This is a genomic window from Mucilaginibacter aquaedulcis (genome assembly GCF_030409325.1).
GTDB lineage: Bacteria > Bacteroidota > Bacteroidia > Sphingobacteriales > Sphingobacteriaceae > Mucilaginibacter > Mucilaginibacter aquaedulcis.
On the sequence record NZ_JAUFPR010000001.1, the window covers coordinates 220,895 to 238,450 of the forward strand.

At 41.9% G+C, this 17,556-nt stretch carries 12 protein-coding genes; 4 read left to right on the forward strand and 8 right to left on the reverse strand.

The window, feature by feature from the left end; translation table 11 throughout:
* Positions 1-20 precede the first annotated feature (20 nt).
* The 4 genes from QWZ01_RS00950 (at position 21) to QWZ01_RS00965 (ending at position 5,229) form a co-directional block, all read left to right on the forward strand.
* Positions 21-1,559, forward strand: a complete 1,539-nt coding sequence (locus tag QWZ01_RS00950; protein WP_290321333.1) for a RagB/SusD family nutrient uptake outer membrane protein — start codon at positions 21-23, stop codon at positions 1,557-1,559.
* Between the two features lie 65 nt (positions 1,560-1,624).
* Positions 1,625-2,674, forward strand: coding sequence for a metallophosphoesterase (locus QWZ01_RS00955; RefSeq protein ID WP_290321334.1), 1,050 nt, complete (start codon positions 1,625-1,627; stop codon positions 2,672-2,674).
* A gap of 285 nt (positions 2,675-2,959) precedes the next feature.
* Positions 2,960-4,093: an acyltransferase family protein gene (locus QWZ01_RS00960; RefSeq protein ID WP_290321336.1), complete on the forward strand. Its 1,134-nt coding sequence runs from the start codon at positions 2,960-2,962 to the stop codon at positions 4,091-4,093.
* A gap of 71 nt (positions 4,094-4,164) precedes the next feature.
* Positions 4,165-5,229, forward strand: a complete 1,065-nt coding sequence (locus QWZ01_RS00965) for a LacI family DNA-binding transcriptional regulator (RefSeq protein ID WP_290321337.1) — start codon at positions 4,165-4,167, stop codon at positions 5,227-5,229.
* Here QWZ01_RS00965 and QWZ01_RS00970 read toward each other — a convergent pair.
* The 8 genes from QWZ01_RS00970 to QWZ01_RS01005 form a co-directional block, all read right to left on the reverse strand.
* On the reverse strand, positions 5,226-6,800 hold the full coding sequence (locus QWZ01_RS00970) for a beta-N-acetylhexosaminidase (RefSeq protein ID WP_290321338.1): 1,575 nt from the start codon (positions 6,798-6,800) through the stop codon (positions 5,226-5,228). The two genes, QWZ01_RS00965 and QWZ01_RS00970, sit on opposite strands and share 4 nt — an antisense overlap.
* Before the next feature lie 2 nt (positions 6,801-6,802).
* Positions 6,803-7,444 (reverse strand): carbohydrate-binding family 9-like protein, encoded by a 642-nt coding sequence (locus QWZ01_RS00975; RefSeq protein WP_290321339.1) that lies wholly within the window; start codon positions 7,442-7,444, stop codon positions 6,803-6,805.
* The gene (locus QWZ01_RS00980; RefSeq protein WP_290321340.1) at positions 7,441-9,000 is read right to left on the reverse strand and encodes a beta-N-acetylhexosaminidase; all 1,560 of its coding nucleotides are present in this window, start codon (positions 8,998-9,000) and stop codon (positions 7,441-7,443) included. Before QWZ01_RS00980 ends, QWZ01_RS00975 begins: the two co-directional genes overlap by 4 nt.
* A gap of 100 nt (positions 9,001-9,100) precedes the next feature.
* Positions 9,101-10,738, reverse strand: coding sequence for a RagB/SusD family nutrient uptake outer membrane protein (locus QWZ01_RS00985; RefSeq protein ID WP_290321341.1), 1,638 nt, complete (start codon positions 10,736-10,738; stop codon positions 9,101-9,103).
* A gap of 11 nt (positions 10,739-10,749) precedes the next feature.
* The gene (locus QWZ01_RS00990) at positions 10,750-13,809 is read right to left on the reverse strand and encodes a SusC/RagA family TonB-linked outer membrane protein (RefSeq protein ID WP_290321342.1); all 3,060 of its coding nucleotides are present in this window, start codon (positions 13,807-13,809) and stop codon (positions 10,750-10,752) included.
* Positions 13,810-14,202: 393 nt separating this feature from the next.
* On the reverse strand, positions 14,203-14,964 hold the full coding sequence (locus QWZ01_RS00995; RefSeq protein ID WP_290321343.1) for a glucosamine-6-phosphate deaminase: 762 nt from the start codon (positions 14,962-14,964) through the stop codon (positions 14,203-14,205).
* 21 nt (positions 14,965-14,985) lie between these two features.
* Positions 14,986-16,173, reverse strand: a complete 1,188-nt coding sequence (nagA, locus tag QWZ01_RS01000) for an N-acetylglucosamine-6-phosphate deacetylase (protein WP_290322074.1) — start codon at positions 16,171-16,173, stop codon at positions 14,986-14,988.
* Between the two features lie 19 nt (positions 16,174-16,192).
* On the reverse strand, positions 16,193-17,446 hold the full coding sequence (locus QWZ01_RS01005; protein ID WP_353959380.1) for a sugar MFS transporter: 1,254 nt from the start codon (positions 17,444-17,446) through the stop codon (positions 16,193-16,195).
* Between the last annotated feature and the right edge of the window lie 110 nt (positions 17,447-17,556).

Below are 17,556 nucleotides of genomic sequence, written 5' to 3' on the forward strand. Positions count from 1 at the left end.
CAAAATTTAAAAAGAGTAATATGAAAAAGATATATATTTTGATGGGGCTATTATCGCTAACGGCGGCCTCATGCAAAAAAAGCTTCATTGATTTAGCACCCAAATCCTCATACAGCGATCAGAATTATTTTCAAACTGACGCACAGTTTGGGCAAGCGGTTACAGCCACGTATTCAGCCCTGCGCGATGTAGTAACTACAGACTACCTGTTTTCGGAAATGCGTTCTGATAATACTATCTATCAGTCGTTTTTAAATAACAGAGGTACAGCTTATACAGATCGCGAAAAGCTGTCTGACTTTATGGATCCATCAACTGATAGCTATACCGCTACTGAATGGCAAAATATTTATCTGGTTATATCAAGGGCAAATATTGTGATCTCGAGGCTGAAAACGGCATCGGGCATTGCTGATGCTTCGGTAAAAAGTTATGATGGGCAATGCAAATTTTTACGCGCGTTGATGTACTTTAAACTGGTGCGATTATTTGGCGGTGTGCCGCTGTTTGTTAAAGAGGTGACCACTCCCAACGATGCCTTTCTGCCGCGCTCATCTGCCGATGATGTAAACAAACAGATTATTGCCGATGCTACCGACGCTGTGAATGAACTTACAGCCCCGGCAAAATTTCCGCAAACAGGAATTGCTACTAAAGGTTCGGCCGCTGTATTATTAGCCGATGTATACGTAACATTAAAACGCTGGGCCGATGCAGAAACACAATTGAATACCTTGGCGGCCATGGGCTACGGTTTAAATGCCAACTATGCCGATGCTTTTTCACCAACTAATAAAAACAACAAAGAGTCGTTGTTTGAGGTGCAGTTTTTGGATGGTTCACTTACAGGTGCTACGCCTAATCCGTTATGCTTTCATTTTCTGCCGCGAAGTAAAAACACATCATTAGTTACTACCCTGGCTATTGATAATACCACCACCGGCGGCTGGAATACCCCAACCCAGGACCTGATCAGTAGTTACGAAGCCGGCGACAAGCGCCTCGACGCATCTATCGGCATTGCAGAAGGTACCTATGATGGCAGCAACTATTTTACATACTCGGCTGTAAAAAGCGTTGTGAATTACAGTGGGCCGGCAACCGGCAAAACCGCGGTGCCATATATCAAAAAATATGAGCACACACCGGCTTACATAACAGGCTCGGCCGATGACTTCCCTATTTACCGTTATTCGGAAGCCCTGCTGTTGCTGGCCGAAGCACAAAATGAGCAAGGTAAATCGCCGCTTAACGCTTTAAATACAGTTCGTACCCGTGCCGGGCTTGCGGCTGTTACAGGTGCCGATCAAACAACCCTGCGTAATGCAATTTTGCATGAGCGCCGTATTGAGCTGGCTTTTGAAAACAAACGCTGGCATGACCTCGTGCGTACCGGTAACGCCGTTAACGTGATGAATGCTTTTGGTGTTAAACTAAAAACCCAGATCAGCTACATCTCGCCAGATTCATACATCGTTAACAACGATAAATTGCTGTACCCGCTGCCGCAGGCCGAAGTAGGCCTGAATACACAGCTTACACAAAACCCCGGTTATTAATAAAACTTATTATACCCCGTTGCCTAAAAAAGTAACGGGGTATTTATTTCACTTTAAAATTTAAAATGGCAACATCATTTAAAAATATAGCATTAGCATCACTGGCTACAGGCATGCTTTCTCTCGGCAATCAAACAACGGCAAAAGCTTCAACCTGGGTTGATACCGTTTTGAATACACCCGGTATTGCGGCCGTAGTTAAGCCTGGCGATTTTTGCATAGCAGTATTACCTGATACTCAATATTACCTGGCACAGGCTCAGCTTGGCGGTAACTTTGAGATGTTTAAAGCACAAATTGAGTGGATACAAAAGAACCAGCAGAAAGAAAACATCGCTTACGTGGCGCACATGGGCGATATTACAGAACATGGAGATAACCCGGTAACAAACAGATCGGAATGGTATTTGGCCAAAACCGCATTGTATGGATTAGAAAATCCGGTAAGCATTCCTTACGGATTAAGTGTGGGCAACCACGATCAGTTTCCGGCGCAACACCCTGTTAGCGGTACTACTAATGGGTACAATAAATATTTTGGCGTTCCGCATTTTGAAGGTCGCCCCTACTATGGTGGCCATTACGGAAATAACAACGACAGTCATTATGATTTGTTTACCGCCGGCAACGTAGATTTTATAGTGTTGTTTCTGGAGTTTGATTCGCACAATGAAGACCAGACTAAACTATACAGCTGGGCAAACGATGTGCTTAAAAAGAATGCATCACGCAAAGCCATTGTGGTGAGCCATTCAATTCTGCACTTTGCTCCGGTAGCCGGGTCACTTACGCCGCAGGCACCATTCAACGCAGAAGGCAAGGCTATTTACGAGGCTCTGAAAGATAATACCAACCTGTTTATGATGCTTTGCGGTCACGTTGGTGATAATGGTGAAGGTTATCGCGCCGAAACATTTAAGGGACATACCATTAAAGCCTTTTTAAATGATTATCAAAGCCGTCCCAACGGCGGGAACGGTTTAATGCGTTTGTACAAATTCTCGGTGAAAAACAATGAATTATCTGTCCGCACATTCTCGCCTTATACTAACCAAAGTGAAACCGACGGCGACAGCCAGTTCACCGTATCGTTGTTTGATAAACCAGTTAAGTAAATAACCTCTTTAACAGGCTCCACTTCCTCACCTCCCGTTGGCAGACTGCAACAAAATTGCCAAAGCCTCGGGAGGGTTTCATCCCTTTAAACTCTCTTAAAAAACGGGTTCCTGTTTTTACTCGTAATAAGTTTTTCTCATATCAAATATTTATTTACGTGTACGTACACGTAAATGCTTTATTTTTATTATTTTGCTTACGATTTGATCGTGCGGGTCTTATAGAAGATAGCAGATCAGCTCATACAATAATTTACGCAGGCAATTGATTTAAAAATGAAGGTTATGAAACAAGATAACCCGGGCAAAAAAAAGCGGCTTTTATCACTCGACTTTTTCAGGGGATTAACTATCGCCGCGATGATACTTGTTAACACGCCCGGTGATGATGACCATGTTTATGCACCGCTTCAGCATTCCAAATGGCATGGCTGTACCCCTACCGACCTGGTATTTCCTTTTTTCTTATTTATGGTGGGCGTATCTATCGTTTACGCTTTAGAAACCAAAAAGCAGGATGTCGCCAATCATTCCACTATTATGCGGGGAGCCTTTAGGCGTATGCTTACCCTCATTGCTTTGGGCTTATCTATATTTTTGTTTTACCGGTTTGACTTTGCGCATTTACGCTTTCCGGGTGTATTACAGCGTATAGGAGTTGTTTACTTTATATGCACGGTCATTTATCTTAAAACAAGTCAGAAAGTACGCGACTGGCTATTTATATTTATCCTGATTACCTATTACCTCCTGCTTACTTATATACCTATACCGGATGGTCACCGTCCAAACCTTACACCTGAATTTAACCTCGCAGCCTGGATAGACCGGGCAGTGTTTTCTACCGATCACATGTACCGTCACACTAAGCTTTGGGATCCTGTAGGCTTATTAACTACCTGGCCAGCCATAGCCACAACCCTGTTTGGCATCAGAATAGCTGAGTTGTTGAAACAGAATAATGTAAGCAGCACCAAAACATGCGGCCGGTTAATTTTAATTGGTATTGCTGCAACTGTTTTAGGATTACTTGCCGATATAATTTTCCCCATCAACAAACAACTGTGGACAAGCTCATACGTATTATATGCAGGCGGTTTATGTACATTGGGCTTAACCACAGCTTACTGGCTTATTGATGTAAAAGGTTATAAAAAGTATGTATGGCCTGGCGTTGTGTTTGGTACAAATGCCATTAGCGCTTATGTTTTATCGGAGATAATGCCGGGGATAATTAATTTCGTCAAACTACCGTACAATGGCGTTAAAACCAACGGTATGAGATTTTTGTACGAGGCCATTTTTTTACCGTTCTTTTCTCCCGTAAACGCATCGTTAATGTTTGCCTGTGCGTATGTACTATTTATCTGGCTCATGATGTATGTACTTTATAAGAAAAACATAGTCATAAAAGTTTAACATGTACAAAGGGATGCCTTGGGGAATTAAAAAATGGCTGGTAAAATATATTATCTTTGGTTCATACTTAGATGAAGAAAACAGGAGCTGAACTAACCGGTGTTAAAGAAATAGCCCGCAGGGCAAACGTGTCTATTGGTACTGTGGATAGGGTTATACACAACCGCAAGGGAGTATCTGATGAAACCAGGCAAAAGATCAAGTTGATTATTGAAGAACTTGATTTTCAACCTAATAAAATGGCAAGCCTGTTAGCTTCCCGTAAAATACTGAATTTTGCCGTGTTGATACCTGCTGTTTCTACCGAAACAGATTACTGGAGCTATCCGCTAAATGGTATTAAACAAGCTGCGACAGAAATAAAACAATTCGGGGTTACCGTTAAGAGCTATTTTTATGATCTGGACTCTGTAGAAAGCTTTAAGCTATCGGCCGAAGAAATGCTTAAGCATGAGCCTCATGCAGTACTCATAGCACCATCATTTGTGGAAGAATCAATTACGCTGGCGCAAAAGATACAAGAACTTGATATACCGCTCGCTTTCATCAATTCTGATCTGCCCAATCAAAACAACCTAACCTACATTGGCCCCGATCTGTACCAGAGCGGAAGGCTGGCAGCACAACTGATTAATTTTACTATCCAGCAAAATGATAAAGTGCTGGCCATAAATATATCAAGCGATTTAAAGAACGATCATCACCTGTTACGGAAGGAACATGGCTTTAAAAAATTCTTTGAAGATGCCGGCAAACCTACCGAAATACTCACCTTAAATATAAATGAAACCAAGGTTGCTGCTGTAGAAAAGGCTTTGATGGAGATGCTGGGTAACCAACCGGAGATCAAGGCCATCTTTGTAACCAACTCGCGGGTCAACATCATTGCCGAAATATTAAAAAAACGCAAACGCGATGATATTTTGCTCATAGGTTATGATTTCTTGAAAAAGAATATCAATTACCTTGTAAGCGGGCAGATAACTTTTTTAATATGCCAGCGGCCTAAAGAACAGGGCTATCTGGGTATCATGGCACTGTATAAGCACCTCTTTAAAATAAGTGAGGTAGAAAAATCTGTTTATATGCCTATTGACATCATCACCAAAGAAAATTATCAATTCTATAACAGCTAATCTGTTACCTCAGGTTTTGGTGCTATATCTATAGCCTCTTTATGGAGATCCGGGTTAAACGGATCATAATAATAGATTCCGGCATCCTTGTAATAGCCTAAATGTGTTTTTAAACGGGCTTTGAACAGGTCATCATTTTTCGTCGCCTGCTGAACCCAGCCCGCTTCGGCCAGTGCCGCCATGCGTGGGAAAAGCAGGTAATCAAGTCTTTTTCGTGTCGCCACGGTTTCTGTCCAAAGGTTAGCTTGTACCCCTATTATATTTTTACTTTGGTAAACATCGGCTGTTAAGTCATTTTCCGGAAAATGATAAATATCCAGGTAGGTATTATAACGCCCGTCCCATTTACGGCCGGATAGGTGTATACTGTCCTGCACAAAATCAAAATACATAGGTAATCTTGGCGATAGTATAATTGGATAACCCTTTGTAATAGCTTCTTTAAGCACCTCAGGTTTATTCTGGCGCCACCAGTTAACGATCACATTATTTACCGGTAAATTGGCTGCAACCGCCTCATCCCAGCACATTACCTTATCATGGAGTTTGATAACAGAATCAGCAATTCGCCTCAAAAAATAAGCTTCGGCCTGTTGGTGGTCTGTATAGCCCTTTTCTGTCATCAGCCTTTTAACATCGGGGTTATTATCCCAGGCTTTTATACCGAGCGCTACTTCATCGCCGCCTATGTGTATTCGGCCATCGGGGAATAGTACCTTAAGCTCTTTTAAAATATTCGATATAAACTGATAAGTATCCTCTTTACCGGGGTTAAACGTAAAATCATCATAATTTTTCACTTTACCGCCAGAGTATTGCGGATAGGCATGGTTAGCTGCCGTTGCGTGTCCTGGCATATCTATTTCGGGTATCACCTCAATGTTACGACGTTTGGCGTATGCTACAATATCCTTTATCTCTTTTTGAGTATAATAAAGCGCCGAAGCAGCAGAGTCTGTAAAATTACCAACCCCGCCCACCTTTGTGAGAAGGGGATATTTTTTAATTTCCAAACGCCAGCCCTGCGCATCAGTTAAATGCCAGTGGAAACGGTTAAGCTTATAAAAAGCCATCCAGTTAAGGATATTTTTAACTGCCGCCACTCCAAAAAAGTGCCGCGACTCATCAAGCATAAAACCTCTCCACTGGTATCGGGGCTTATCAGTAATAGCCACGCCGGGCAGTACCAAACCTGTGCCTTCTGCATTTGCCGCACGGCAAAGTTGTAGCAGTGTAATAATCCCGTTAAAGACTCCTGCCCTGTCGGCCGCTGTAATTGTTATTTTGTTGGATGCAGTACTTAACCTATACGCACCTGAACCGTCAACATCCGTATTGATCAATATCTTTATTTCCTGCCGGCCCTTCCCTGTTAAACCAAGCTGGCTATTTAGATAAAGTACGTCATTTTTATACCTGCTATTACTGGTATAAAACAAACTTCCTGGTTTTATCCGCAAAGTAGTTTTAAGCATGGTAACTTGTTGCGGATAAGGAATAAGGTTTAAATTTTGCGCATTTAAAGCATTGCAAAATACGGAAAGGGCAAGCACTAAAAGATATCTCTTCATAATTATAGATTATCAGGTATTGGAGCGAACTTCACTTTGCCGAATGATGCCGGCTGATGAAAATCGGGTTTTTCCGAATGTAATTGTACCCAGCTCAAAAAATGAGGTTTGGGCAGGCTGTCGCCGCACTTGGCAAAATTAACGGCACACTCCTGACCGCTTAATGAGCTTTTGTTACTATAGCAAAATACCGATAGGGGCAGCACAACCGCTATATCCCATTTTACGGCACCGGCTGCCTGCCGGTTATTGATATGAATAATACTGCTATCAACCACATTCTTTAAAACATCTGCCGGAATAAATTTACGGTGCAGCCGGTTTTTGCCATATGCTGCCTTTACCGAACCTAAGCAATTAAACTCAAAGTTATAATAACTGCCATCACCGCCAAAAGCTATAAAAAACTCAACACAATTATCTTTGTGCACCTCGCCGTTGATCTTTCTTTTTCGTGCCCGCAAAAACGGCTCCGTTACCGAGAACCGAAGATGAATCCCCGTGTCAAAATGCGATATGGCAAACGCTGCCGAGCAGGATAACTGATTGACGGTGCCCCATGGCTCATGCGTTATGTTGTTTAGCGCTGTCTTTTCAATGGCATGTTTATTTTGCGGCACAAACGGAATATTTAGAAGCGTCATTTTATTTTCGCTAACCGGTCATATAAAACATGTATTTTTTGGCTGCGCAATGTGTTTTCTTCCGCAATAGATGCCGGGTAAAGAAAATCACTATTGAGTGCCGTAAATTCATCACTCAGCCTTTGTTCGTTCAGCAACAGTTCCTTTAATTTCGCGGCATATTCCTGCGTTTGATCTGCTGTAAAAGATGGCGCGTTAACTTCAGCCTCAATCTTCATATATGTTAAATAATAAACCCTTATTTCGGCCATCAAAATGTAGTGCCTGAATGCTTGCTGACCTTTTACCGGCTGCAGGGATTTTAGTATCTGCAGCGAGTTGGCGGCGCTATCTAACAGATCAGCAACAGACAATTGTTGAGCCGATGATACCTTACCATGTTCAACACTGAATGGTGCTGCAAAAAGTGCTTTTTTAAACAGGGCGGCTTTATCTTTATTCAATCCATAATGGCTGTTGCAGTAGCTTTCAATAAAGTTATCAATTGTTGATGCTTTAGCCGTATTAAGCGTTTGAAGGTAGTAATCAACCAAAATATCAAAGCCGCTTAACGGGTAAACATGCCGTATGGCAAACAGATCTATCAGCTCGTCCTCAGACTCAAACAATGACGAATAAACGCCCGATGTTGACCAAGATGTCATTACAATTCCCTTATAATTCAGTTTGCGCGACAGTGGAATAAAATCCCTGATATTTTTGAAATGCTTTTGCCAATCGGTTAAAAAATAGTTATCCGGATGGCTCCTTATAGCGGGTGAGCCCCAAATTTCATATCCGGATTTTAATAGCTTGGTATGATCGCCAAAGCGGTTTACATCCCATCCGTAATTCCAGTCAATAAAAATGGTTTGCTTAGGCAGCAGGTTAATATAATCCGGATACTTCAAAGCTATATCTGCCCATACAATCGGTCTTTTACCCATGCTCACTACAATATCGCAAAGCATTTTAATATGATCAAAGTACAACCGCGACAACCCTATTTCGGCTGCACGCTTTTTACATTTTTCGCAATGCCCAAGCAGGTAAGTTTCATCGCCACCAATATGTATATAGGGCGAGTTATGGGTGGCTATCAATTCTGCATATAGCGTGGTGAACAACTTTTTGTTTAACTCAGGTTCGCTTGGACATACCTGGCTAAAATCTTTCTGATCCTCGCGCAAGGCGGCATATTTATAATTACGCAAAATATACTCTACGTGTCCAAAACTCTGCTGTAACGGGATCACTTGTATATGCAATGATTTGCAGTAATCAATAAATTCGGTAACCTCTGCACGTGAGTAGGCATGCCTGTTAGAAATTAAAGGTTCTTTTATAAACGGATAGCTACCCTCCCATTCCATAATAATGGTGTTTATACCTTTACTACCCAGGTTGGCCACAAATTTTTTCAATGCGGGCATTTTCATTACCTGGATACGCATATCAAGATGGAAACCCTTTACCTGTACCGAATCTGTGGTATCAGCACAATTGGCCGAAGCCGAAAAGCGCAGACCCGTGATCAGCATCAATAACAATATGCCTCTTTGTAAGTAAGCTTTCATAAATAGTTTTTATATGCCCGCTACTGCATTCACAGCCCGGGCAGGTTTAATATACGTGTACGCACACGATTACAATAATACTTAATTTTTTGTCCCAATGCTAATAGCCCGGATTTTGTTCCAGTTTAGCATCCTTATTCAGGTCAATCTCTGATTGCGGGATAGGTAACAAGGTGTTCCTTACCGTTAAACCAGTGATCTTTTGGCCCCTGCCAACTACTCTTTTTAATAATGTGCCGGTACGCATCAGGGTCATGCGGCGGTTTTCCTCGCCAATCAATTCACGAACCCGTTCATCTAAAATAAAGTCCAGGTTGATATCTCCCGATGATACCATTGCCGCATGCGCCCGGGCACGTAAAACGTTGATACTGTTTGCAGCTCCTTGCGTGTTACCTTGTTTAAACTGGGCCTCGGCTTTTAGCAAATAGGTTTCGCCAAGGCGCATGATGATAAAATCTTTGATCATGCTGCTGCCGAAGGTATCATTCGGATCAAACTGATCCCACTTATTTATTTTCGGCACAATATTCCTGTTGGTATCAATGCCATCACCCGGCAACACCAATTGACCATACTGCGGTGATGAGGGATCATTGTAATAATATTTTCGGCGCAGGTTGTACTGGGAATTACGCATATCATTAGCGGTGTATAAATTTAAAACATAATAGGTTAATGCCATCCGGCTAATTCCGCGGCCACCCAGGGTATCGCACAAAAGCATTCCCGGAGTATTGTAATACCTGCTGCCCCAGGCGCGGCGGTGCTGTGAGCCTGTAAACCTGTAACCCGGAAATTTTGATTGCAGATCGGGGCCGGCACCGTTTGGTACAGAAGCAGGATTTTCTGTTTCTTCTACCCAGATGGCTTCGGTATTTCCCTGGGTACGCCGCTGATTACCAAAAATAAACATATCGGCAAAGGGATCGCCCGGCTGCGTGGCTTTAACACCATAGCGGTTGGTGATGAGGCTAAACTGACCGCTGTTAATAATGGCATCGCACTCGGCTTCGGCATCGGCATCCTTGCCTCCTATTCTTAAATAAGCCTCTGCCAATAATTGCGAGGCCATGGATTTATTAGGAAGTGATTTTGCTTCCAACTCGTCTATTGAAGGGGCATTGGTTTTAGCGAATGTAAGATCGGCAACGATCAAATTATTTACATCATTTAATGAAGCCCGCGTAAAATCAGTTTTGGGTGCCGAAAGCGGTTCCGTGATAAGCGGAACGCCACCATACAAAGTTGCCAGGTAATTATACCCCAATGCACGATAAAACATGGCCTGGGCCTTTATTTTATTCCTGAATCGGGCACTCATCGGTACAGTTGATTTATCAATATTAACAATAACAACATTGGCGTTATTGATAATGTTGTACGCCCATTTCCAGACAAATTCTGAAGAAACATCGGCAGAGTTTAACTTTTCATAATTAGTGTAAGGGATAGACATCGGGTCGAGATCGTCAGGCGCTTTGTTATAGGCTACATCGGTCCCCATTTGCCAAACGCACAAAAAGCCCTGGTTGCCATTGTTATTCTCGTTCATCGTGTTCCAGAGCGAATACTGGCTTTGCAAGCCAACAATACCGGCTTCAAAAGCCAATGAATCATTTAAAGCCTCGGGAGTAAATTTTGAATAAACCTTTTCGTTTAAAAAGTCTTTTTTGCATGCCGGCAGCACAAAAACAGCCAGCAATACAATTACTGATAATATTTTATAACGTTTCATTTTTTGTCGTATTAGCGGAGTGTGATGTTGGCGCCAATGATAATTGTGCGTACCAACGGATAGTTAACTTCGGTGTTTCCTGTGGCATTGTAAGCTACTTCAGGGTCCCAGCCATGCCATTTGGTAAATGTTGCCAGGTTGCGGCCACTTGCATAAAAAGAAAGGCCTGCAATTTTTAACCTGCTTAGTAACTCTTTACCCACCGTATAGCTTAGCGTTACATCTTTTATCCTGGTAAAACTGGCATTTTCCGGGTAGCCATAATTCAAATAATTAACATAGGTTAGCTTTGGTCTTATGTTACTTTGATTAGCCTCGGTCCAGTAACCTAAACCACTTGGCAGGTTTTGCCGGCCGCCCATATCAATAAAATCAATGGCTTCATTATTTTTTGTTACACCTTGTACGGTTTGTATAAAAACATTGAGCTGAAAGTTTTTGTAACGAAAGGTATTGGTTATACCACCTGTCCACTTGGGGAGTTGCTGTCCAATTATGGTTTGATCTTTTCCGTCTGATGTGATCATTCCGTTACCATCCAGATCGGCAAATTTTAGGTCACCCGGAGTAGCATTAGGGTCTTGATTTGCCGGATTTTCACCAACTTTCCAAACACCGGTTTGCTTATAATCATACACAACATAAACGGGTTGACCAATAAAGAAACGATTGCCCCGGTCATCTTTTTTATCGCCATACAGATCAATGATCTTGTTTTTATTGGTTGAAAAATTAAGGTTGGTTTCCCATTTAAAATTCTGCCCAACTATATTTTGGGTTTTGAGTGATATTTCCAATCCTTTGTTAGATACCTTGCCAATATTGGTAACTACCTGCGAATAACCTGTAGCCGAGGGCAGAGCACGGTATAATACCAGATCTTTGGTACGTGTGTTATAGGTTTCAATAGTACCGGTTACACGGTTGTTCAGGATCGCGAAATCAACACCAATATTACTGCCGTAGGTACTTTCCCACTTCAAATCGCTATTACCTAAAACATCGGCTATTACACCGGTTGTAGGTCTGCCGTTTGATGGGATAGATATAGTTGTAAATGTAGAGATAGTTGAATTTGGAATAACGGCCGATTGATTTCCCGATAAACCATAAGAGCCACGCAACTTCAGATTATTTATAAAACTTACCTTGTGCATAAAATCCTCGTTAGTGATATTCCAACCGAGCGCTACAGAAGGGAATAAGCCATATTTATTGGTATTTGCCCCAAACGCAGAATAGCCATCTCTCCTGGCCGTTGCTGTTATGAGGTACCGGCTATCGTAATTGTAATTAACCCGCAGCATTTGCGATACCATTTGGGTAGTAATGGCTTCAGATTCGGCCGAAACGGTGCTTGCTCCCTGCAAATTATTAAAATCCAATGCGTCGTTAATAAAGCCCGACGCCAAGGTTGAGGAATTAAATTGTTTGTTTTCTTGCGCGCTGTATAAACCTGTTACATCCAGATGGCTTTTGTTCCAGTTTTTCTCGTACGATAAAATATTCTCTACTATCCATCTTTTACGTTCACTATTGGTTATGGTAGCTGTGCCACCTGCTATGTCACCGGCAAGCCTGCCCTGGTAATTTTGAAAAAGTGTTGGCGTGTAAGTATAACCTGCATTAATGCGGTATTTAAAATCTTTAAATGGTTTTAACTCAGCATAAATGTTGGCTATGATATTTTGTCGTCTGTCGTTTCTGTCATTCAGCAAACCCAGCATGGGGCTTTGTATGGCCTGCTCCCCTTCCATGGGGAAAATTGCGTAAGTGCCGTCGGGGTTTTTAAATCTGCCGTATGGACTTACTGCCAATGCCTGGGTCAAATTTGCCCGGCCTCCGTCAGAATTATTCGATACCAGGTTTAAGTTTAAACCAGCGCTTAAATAATTGGTGATTTTGGCATCAATGTTCGAGCGGATGCTGCCGCGTTTATTCTGATAGCCTTTAATCACTCCCTTCTCACTAAAATAATCACCGGATACATAATATTTCACATCCTCATTACCGCCCGAAATGCTTAGGGTATGATCCTGTATAAAGCCTTGCTGTTGAATCTTTTTAAGCCAATCGGTAGTAATGCCGGCATTATAGTTTTGCTGCTCGTAAAGATTAGGCACTACGAAATCGTTAGTAACCCCGGCCTGCTGTTTCCAGTCGGCATATTTTTGTACGTATTCCGCAGGGCCCATAGGTTTAAAGGTGTGGGCAAAATTCTCATAACCTGCGTAAGTATTAAAAGTTATGGCAGCCTTACCGCTTTTACCGCGTTTGGTGGTGATCAGGATTACACCATTTGCACCACGAGTACCATATATAGCAGTGGCCGATACATCTTTCAATACATCAACCGAGGCCACATCTGTGGTGCTGATGTCACTTAAGCTGGCATTTTCAAACGGGATACCATCAATAACGATCAAGGGCGATGTTTGCCCGTTGATGGAATTTACCCCTCGCACCAATACTGAAGGCGACTGGCCCGGCACAGCCGTACCTGTGGTAATATTTACACCTGCCACAGCACCCTGCATAGCCTGTAAAACATCGCCAACGGGCAACTGGGTAAGCCTTTCTTTTGATAATGATGAAACAGAACCGGTTACATCTGATCGTTTGGCTGTACCATACCCAACAACAACAACTTCGGTAAGGGCTCTGTTTAAAGAACTCAGCTTTATCTGCAATGGCTTATTACCATCTGCCTTAATTTCAATGGGCTGATAGCCTATACTGGTTATTTCAATAATGGCATTGTTAGCAACGTTAAGCTTAAACATTCCCTGGGCATCGGTCATGGTACCGTTACTGGTATTTTTAACTCTTACGGATGCACCGGGAACCGGTTCATTGGTGTTGTTATCAACTATTTTGCCGGTAAGCGTTTTGGTTTGCGCCTGGGAGTGAACGCTAAATAATAGCAGCCAGCATAATAGCATAACAATGCGCTTATTAAAAAATAAGCCTGCTAATTGCGGTAAAAAAAGATAACGGCTTAAAGAGGCAATTAAGCTGCCTGCTACGCCGGGTTTCTTTGTAAATACACCTGGAGGTCGTTGTTTGATCATAATTCAAAGTTTGAGTGTGTTATTAATTAGTATCAGATATTTTCTTGGTGGATATCATTAATAAGCCAATTGTCACCCTCACTCATCTGCCAGTTTTAGCGCAGTACCTTCAGACAATTCACAACACTTTTCAACCGGCGCTCAAAACCGAAATCACAATACGTGTACGTATACAATTTAAACGTGTACGTACACGTTTAACAAATATAATTAGTTATTGTCATTATCCAAATTTATTTTCAGGAAATAGAATAAAATCAAAATCAAACACATGCTAACAGCAGCAGTAGTTAACTTTTACAGCGGAATAACAATCATTAGCGACATTAAAATTGGTTTAAACAAAAAAAGGAAGGCATAATTACCTTCCTTTTTTCTGGATATAATGGTATGCTATTCTACCTTACTATAGCTGTCTTCATCCACAAACAGTACAGCGTCGGAATGAGTTTTTAATATGGTTGAAGGGTATCTTTCAGAAACGGGTTCATTTAATGTGTAATTAATTGCTTCTGCCTTATTAAGGCCTGGCACCATGCAAAACAAATGCGAAGCACGCATTAACGCTGGAACCGTTAAAGTAATGGCATGCTGCGGTACATCCTGCAGGGTAGCAAAACAACCATCGTTTACCTGCTGCTGCCTGCAAGCCAGGTCAAGGGTAACTGTTTTAACCAGTTCCGGATCATTAAAATTTGCTACATGCGGATCATTAAAGGCAATGTGTGTGTTTTCCCCTATCCCCATACATACAATATCTGCCGGGTATTTTTTCAATAGCGCGGCATAGCGTGCACATTCTTCAGCAGGGTTTTCCGGGTTACCATTTATACAGTTTACACTCCTGAACGGAACGCGGAAAAATATGCTTTTCTTCAAAAAACTGCTGAATAATTGCGGAGCATTGTCAGGTAAACCCAAATACTCATCCATATGAAAAGCATTTATTTTTGGCCACTCAATGGTTTCATCAGCAATCAGTGTACTCAAAAATTCGTTTTGAGATGGCGCCGCTGCGAATATGATGTTTATGGCAGGCTTTGTAACCAGTAATTGTTTTATTTTGCTGCTTACCATTTCCGCAGCAGTTTTGCCAAGGGCTTCCCTGTTTTTTAAAACAAGCACTTTAAGCTTATTATTTATCTTTTGTAACATGTTTTTTTGTTAAAAAATTAATTAAACCGAGTAAACTACCTTGCCACCAATTATGGTTGCATGCAGATTAATATCATGATCAAATAAAACGAGGTCCGCATTTTTACCTGTTTCAATTGATCCCATCTTATCAAACACCTTCATAATTTTAGCTGGCGTGGCAGTCATCATTTTTACAGCATCAGTAACAGGCACATCGGCCAGTGTTATCATATTTTTAACCAGCTGAATAGTAGTTGCCACACTACCTGCAAAGGCACTCCTATCAGGCAACTTGGCCACATTATCCTCTACTATCACTTTCAGGCCATCATCAAGCCTGCCGAGCACGCTCTCGCCGGGCGGCATACCTGCTGCACGCATGGCATCGGTGATCAGTGCAATTTTATCGGGTCCCTTTATTTTATAAATAAGTTTAAGCAATGCCGGGGGCAGATGGCTGCCATCAGCAATAATCTCAACCGTCATATCATCAATCAGGTAGCCGCTCTCTATCACCCCAGCATAGCGGAAAGCATTGCGCCTTGTTACGCCCGACATGCACGAGTAGAAATGAGTAATATGTGTATATCCATTTTCGTATGCTGCCAAAACATCCTCATAAACAGCGTTGGTGTGAGCTATTGAAGGTAAAATCCCCCTATTGCTCAGGTATTTGCCAAAAGCTACAGCGCCTTCCAGTTCAGGCGCAGCGCTCCACCTTTTTACTATTGACGATCTTTGCAAAATGTCCTGGTACTCAGCAGCATCAGGCAAACGGATAAATCTTGGGTCCTGCGCGCCGCGTTGTTCCATTGAAAAATACGGCCCCTCTATATGCATGCCTATAAACCTTGCCCCATTAACATTTAGTGGCTCGGCTTGCTCATACAATTCAAGTGTTTTCAGCAATGCATCATGCTCGCAGCTTAATGTGGTGGGCGTAAACGCGGTGGTGCCATAGCTTGCATGCAACCTGGCTATTTCCAAATAGGCCTCGATGCTGTTATCCATGAAATCATATCCGCCGCCGCCGTGCACATGAATATCAATAAAACCAGGTGATAAATATTTCCCCTGCGCATCAATAACATTTGTGGCTAAAACATCTGTATCCTTACCTGTTAAGCCGGTTATTTTACCGCCATTAACCAATAAAGTGGCATCATCTACAATACCGGCCGGCGTAATGATCCTGGCATTAATTATTTTCAGATCTGAAGCATCCATTGATGACATATATAATATATTAAAAACTCCACTTTTTGACCTTGTGGCCATAAAATGCATAAAAAGCCAAATAAAAATAACAAGGCAACAACACCCAATAACCTTGCTGAAGATTCAAATGATCAGCAAAATACCCGTAAAACAATGGCAGGATAGCATTGCCACACAAACCCATGATGAGCAGCGATGCTCCTAATTTTAAATGCCTGCCCAAATTGTGCAGTGCCAGCGGCCATATGCCGGCCCATATCATAGAATTGGCAAAGCCCAAGGCCACTATAAACCATAAAGAAATATCGGTATGGTAACTCAAAAACTCAACTCGTCCCCTACTCATGATCACCAACACCGAAAAAACAATTCCTAACACGGTGCAGATACGCAAAGCATTTTTTTGAGAAACGGCCCAGGGTATTAAGCTGATACCTAACAGGTAGCCGCATATGGTAGCAAACAAGGTGTAAGAGGGGAATACTTTGGCTTCCGATAAGGAAAGCCCCTTGCTTTGCGCATAAGGAATAATACTATCGATAGCTATTACCTGTGAGCCAACATGAAAAAAGATAGCTACCGCCCCTAATATTAAATGAGGATATTGGAAAATCCTGGATTTATCGTTGTTTTTAGCAGCTTCATCAATAGCTTGAATCTTATCTATCTCAGGCAAAGGCGAAAATCTGATGAACACGCCAAGCAGGGTAAGAACAGTGCCAACGGCAGCGTATGGGAGTATTACCCGTTTAATAAGCGCATCAAGCGCCAGGTTTTTATGCGCCTCATCCATTAGTTGGATATTTTTAATCAGTTCACTATCGTTAGGCTTAATAATAAAGGCAGCCAACAACAAAGGGGCAATAATACCCGCGGTTTTATTACATATACCCATAATACTTATCCGCTGGGCCGCCCTGTTTTCGGGGCCTAATATGGTTACATACGGATTAGCCGCTGTTTGTAATATGGATAGCCCAATGCCGATAACGAACAACCCCGAAAGAAAAATGTAATATGACCGGTAATTAGCCGCCGGAATAAAAATAAAAGCTCCGGTGGCCATTATCCAAAAACCTACCATCATGCCATTTTTAAATCCGATTTTTTTTAATAAAAACGAAGCCGGAACGGATACCAAAAGATAAGAAATATAAAAAGCGAATGTTACCAGGTACGACTCAAAATTGGTAAGCTGGCAGGCCAATTTAAAATACGGAATAAGAATAGCGTTTACCCATGTAGAAAAGCCGAAAACAAAAAACACGATACAAATGATCATTAAAGGTATCTTATTGTTTAAACCCGGACTTTCCATTGTTCAATATCGCTTAGTATTGTATTCGTGTACGTACACGAATACAATACTAAGCATTAATTTTTATAAAACAC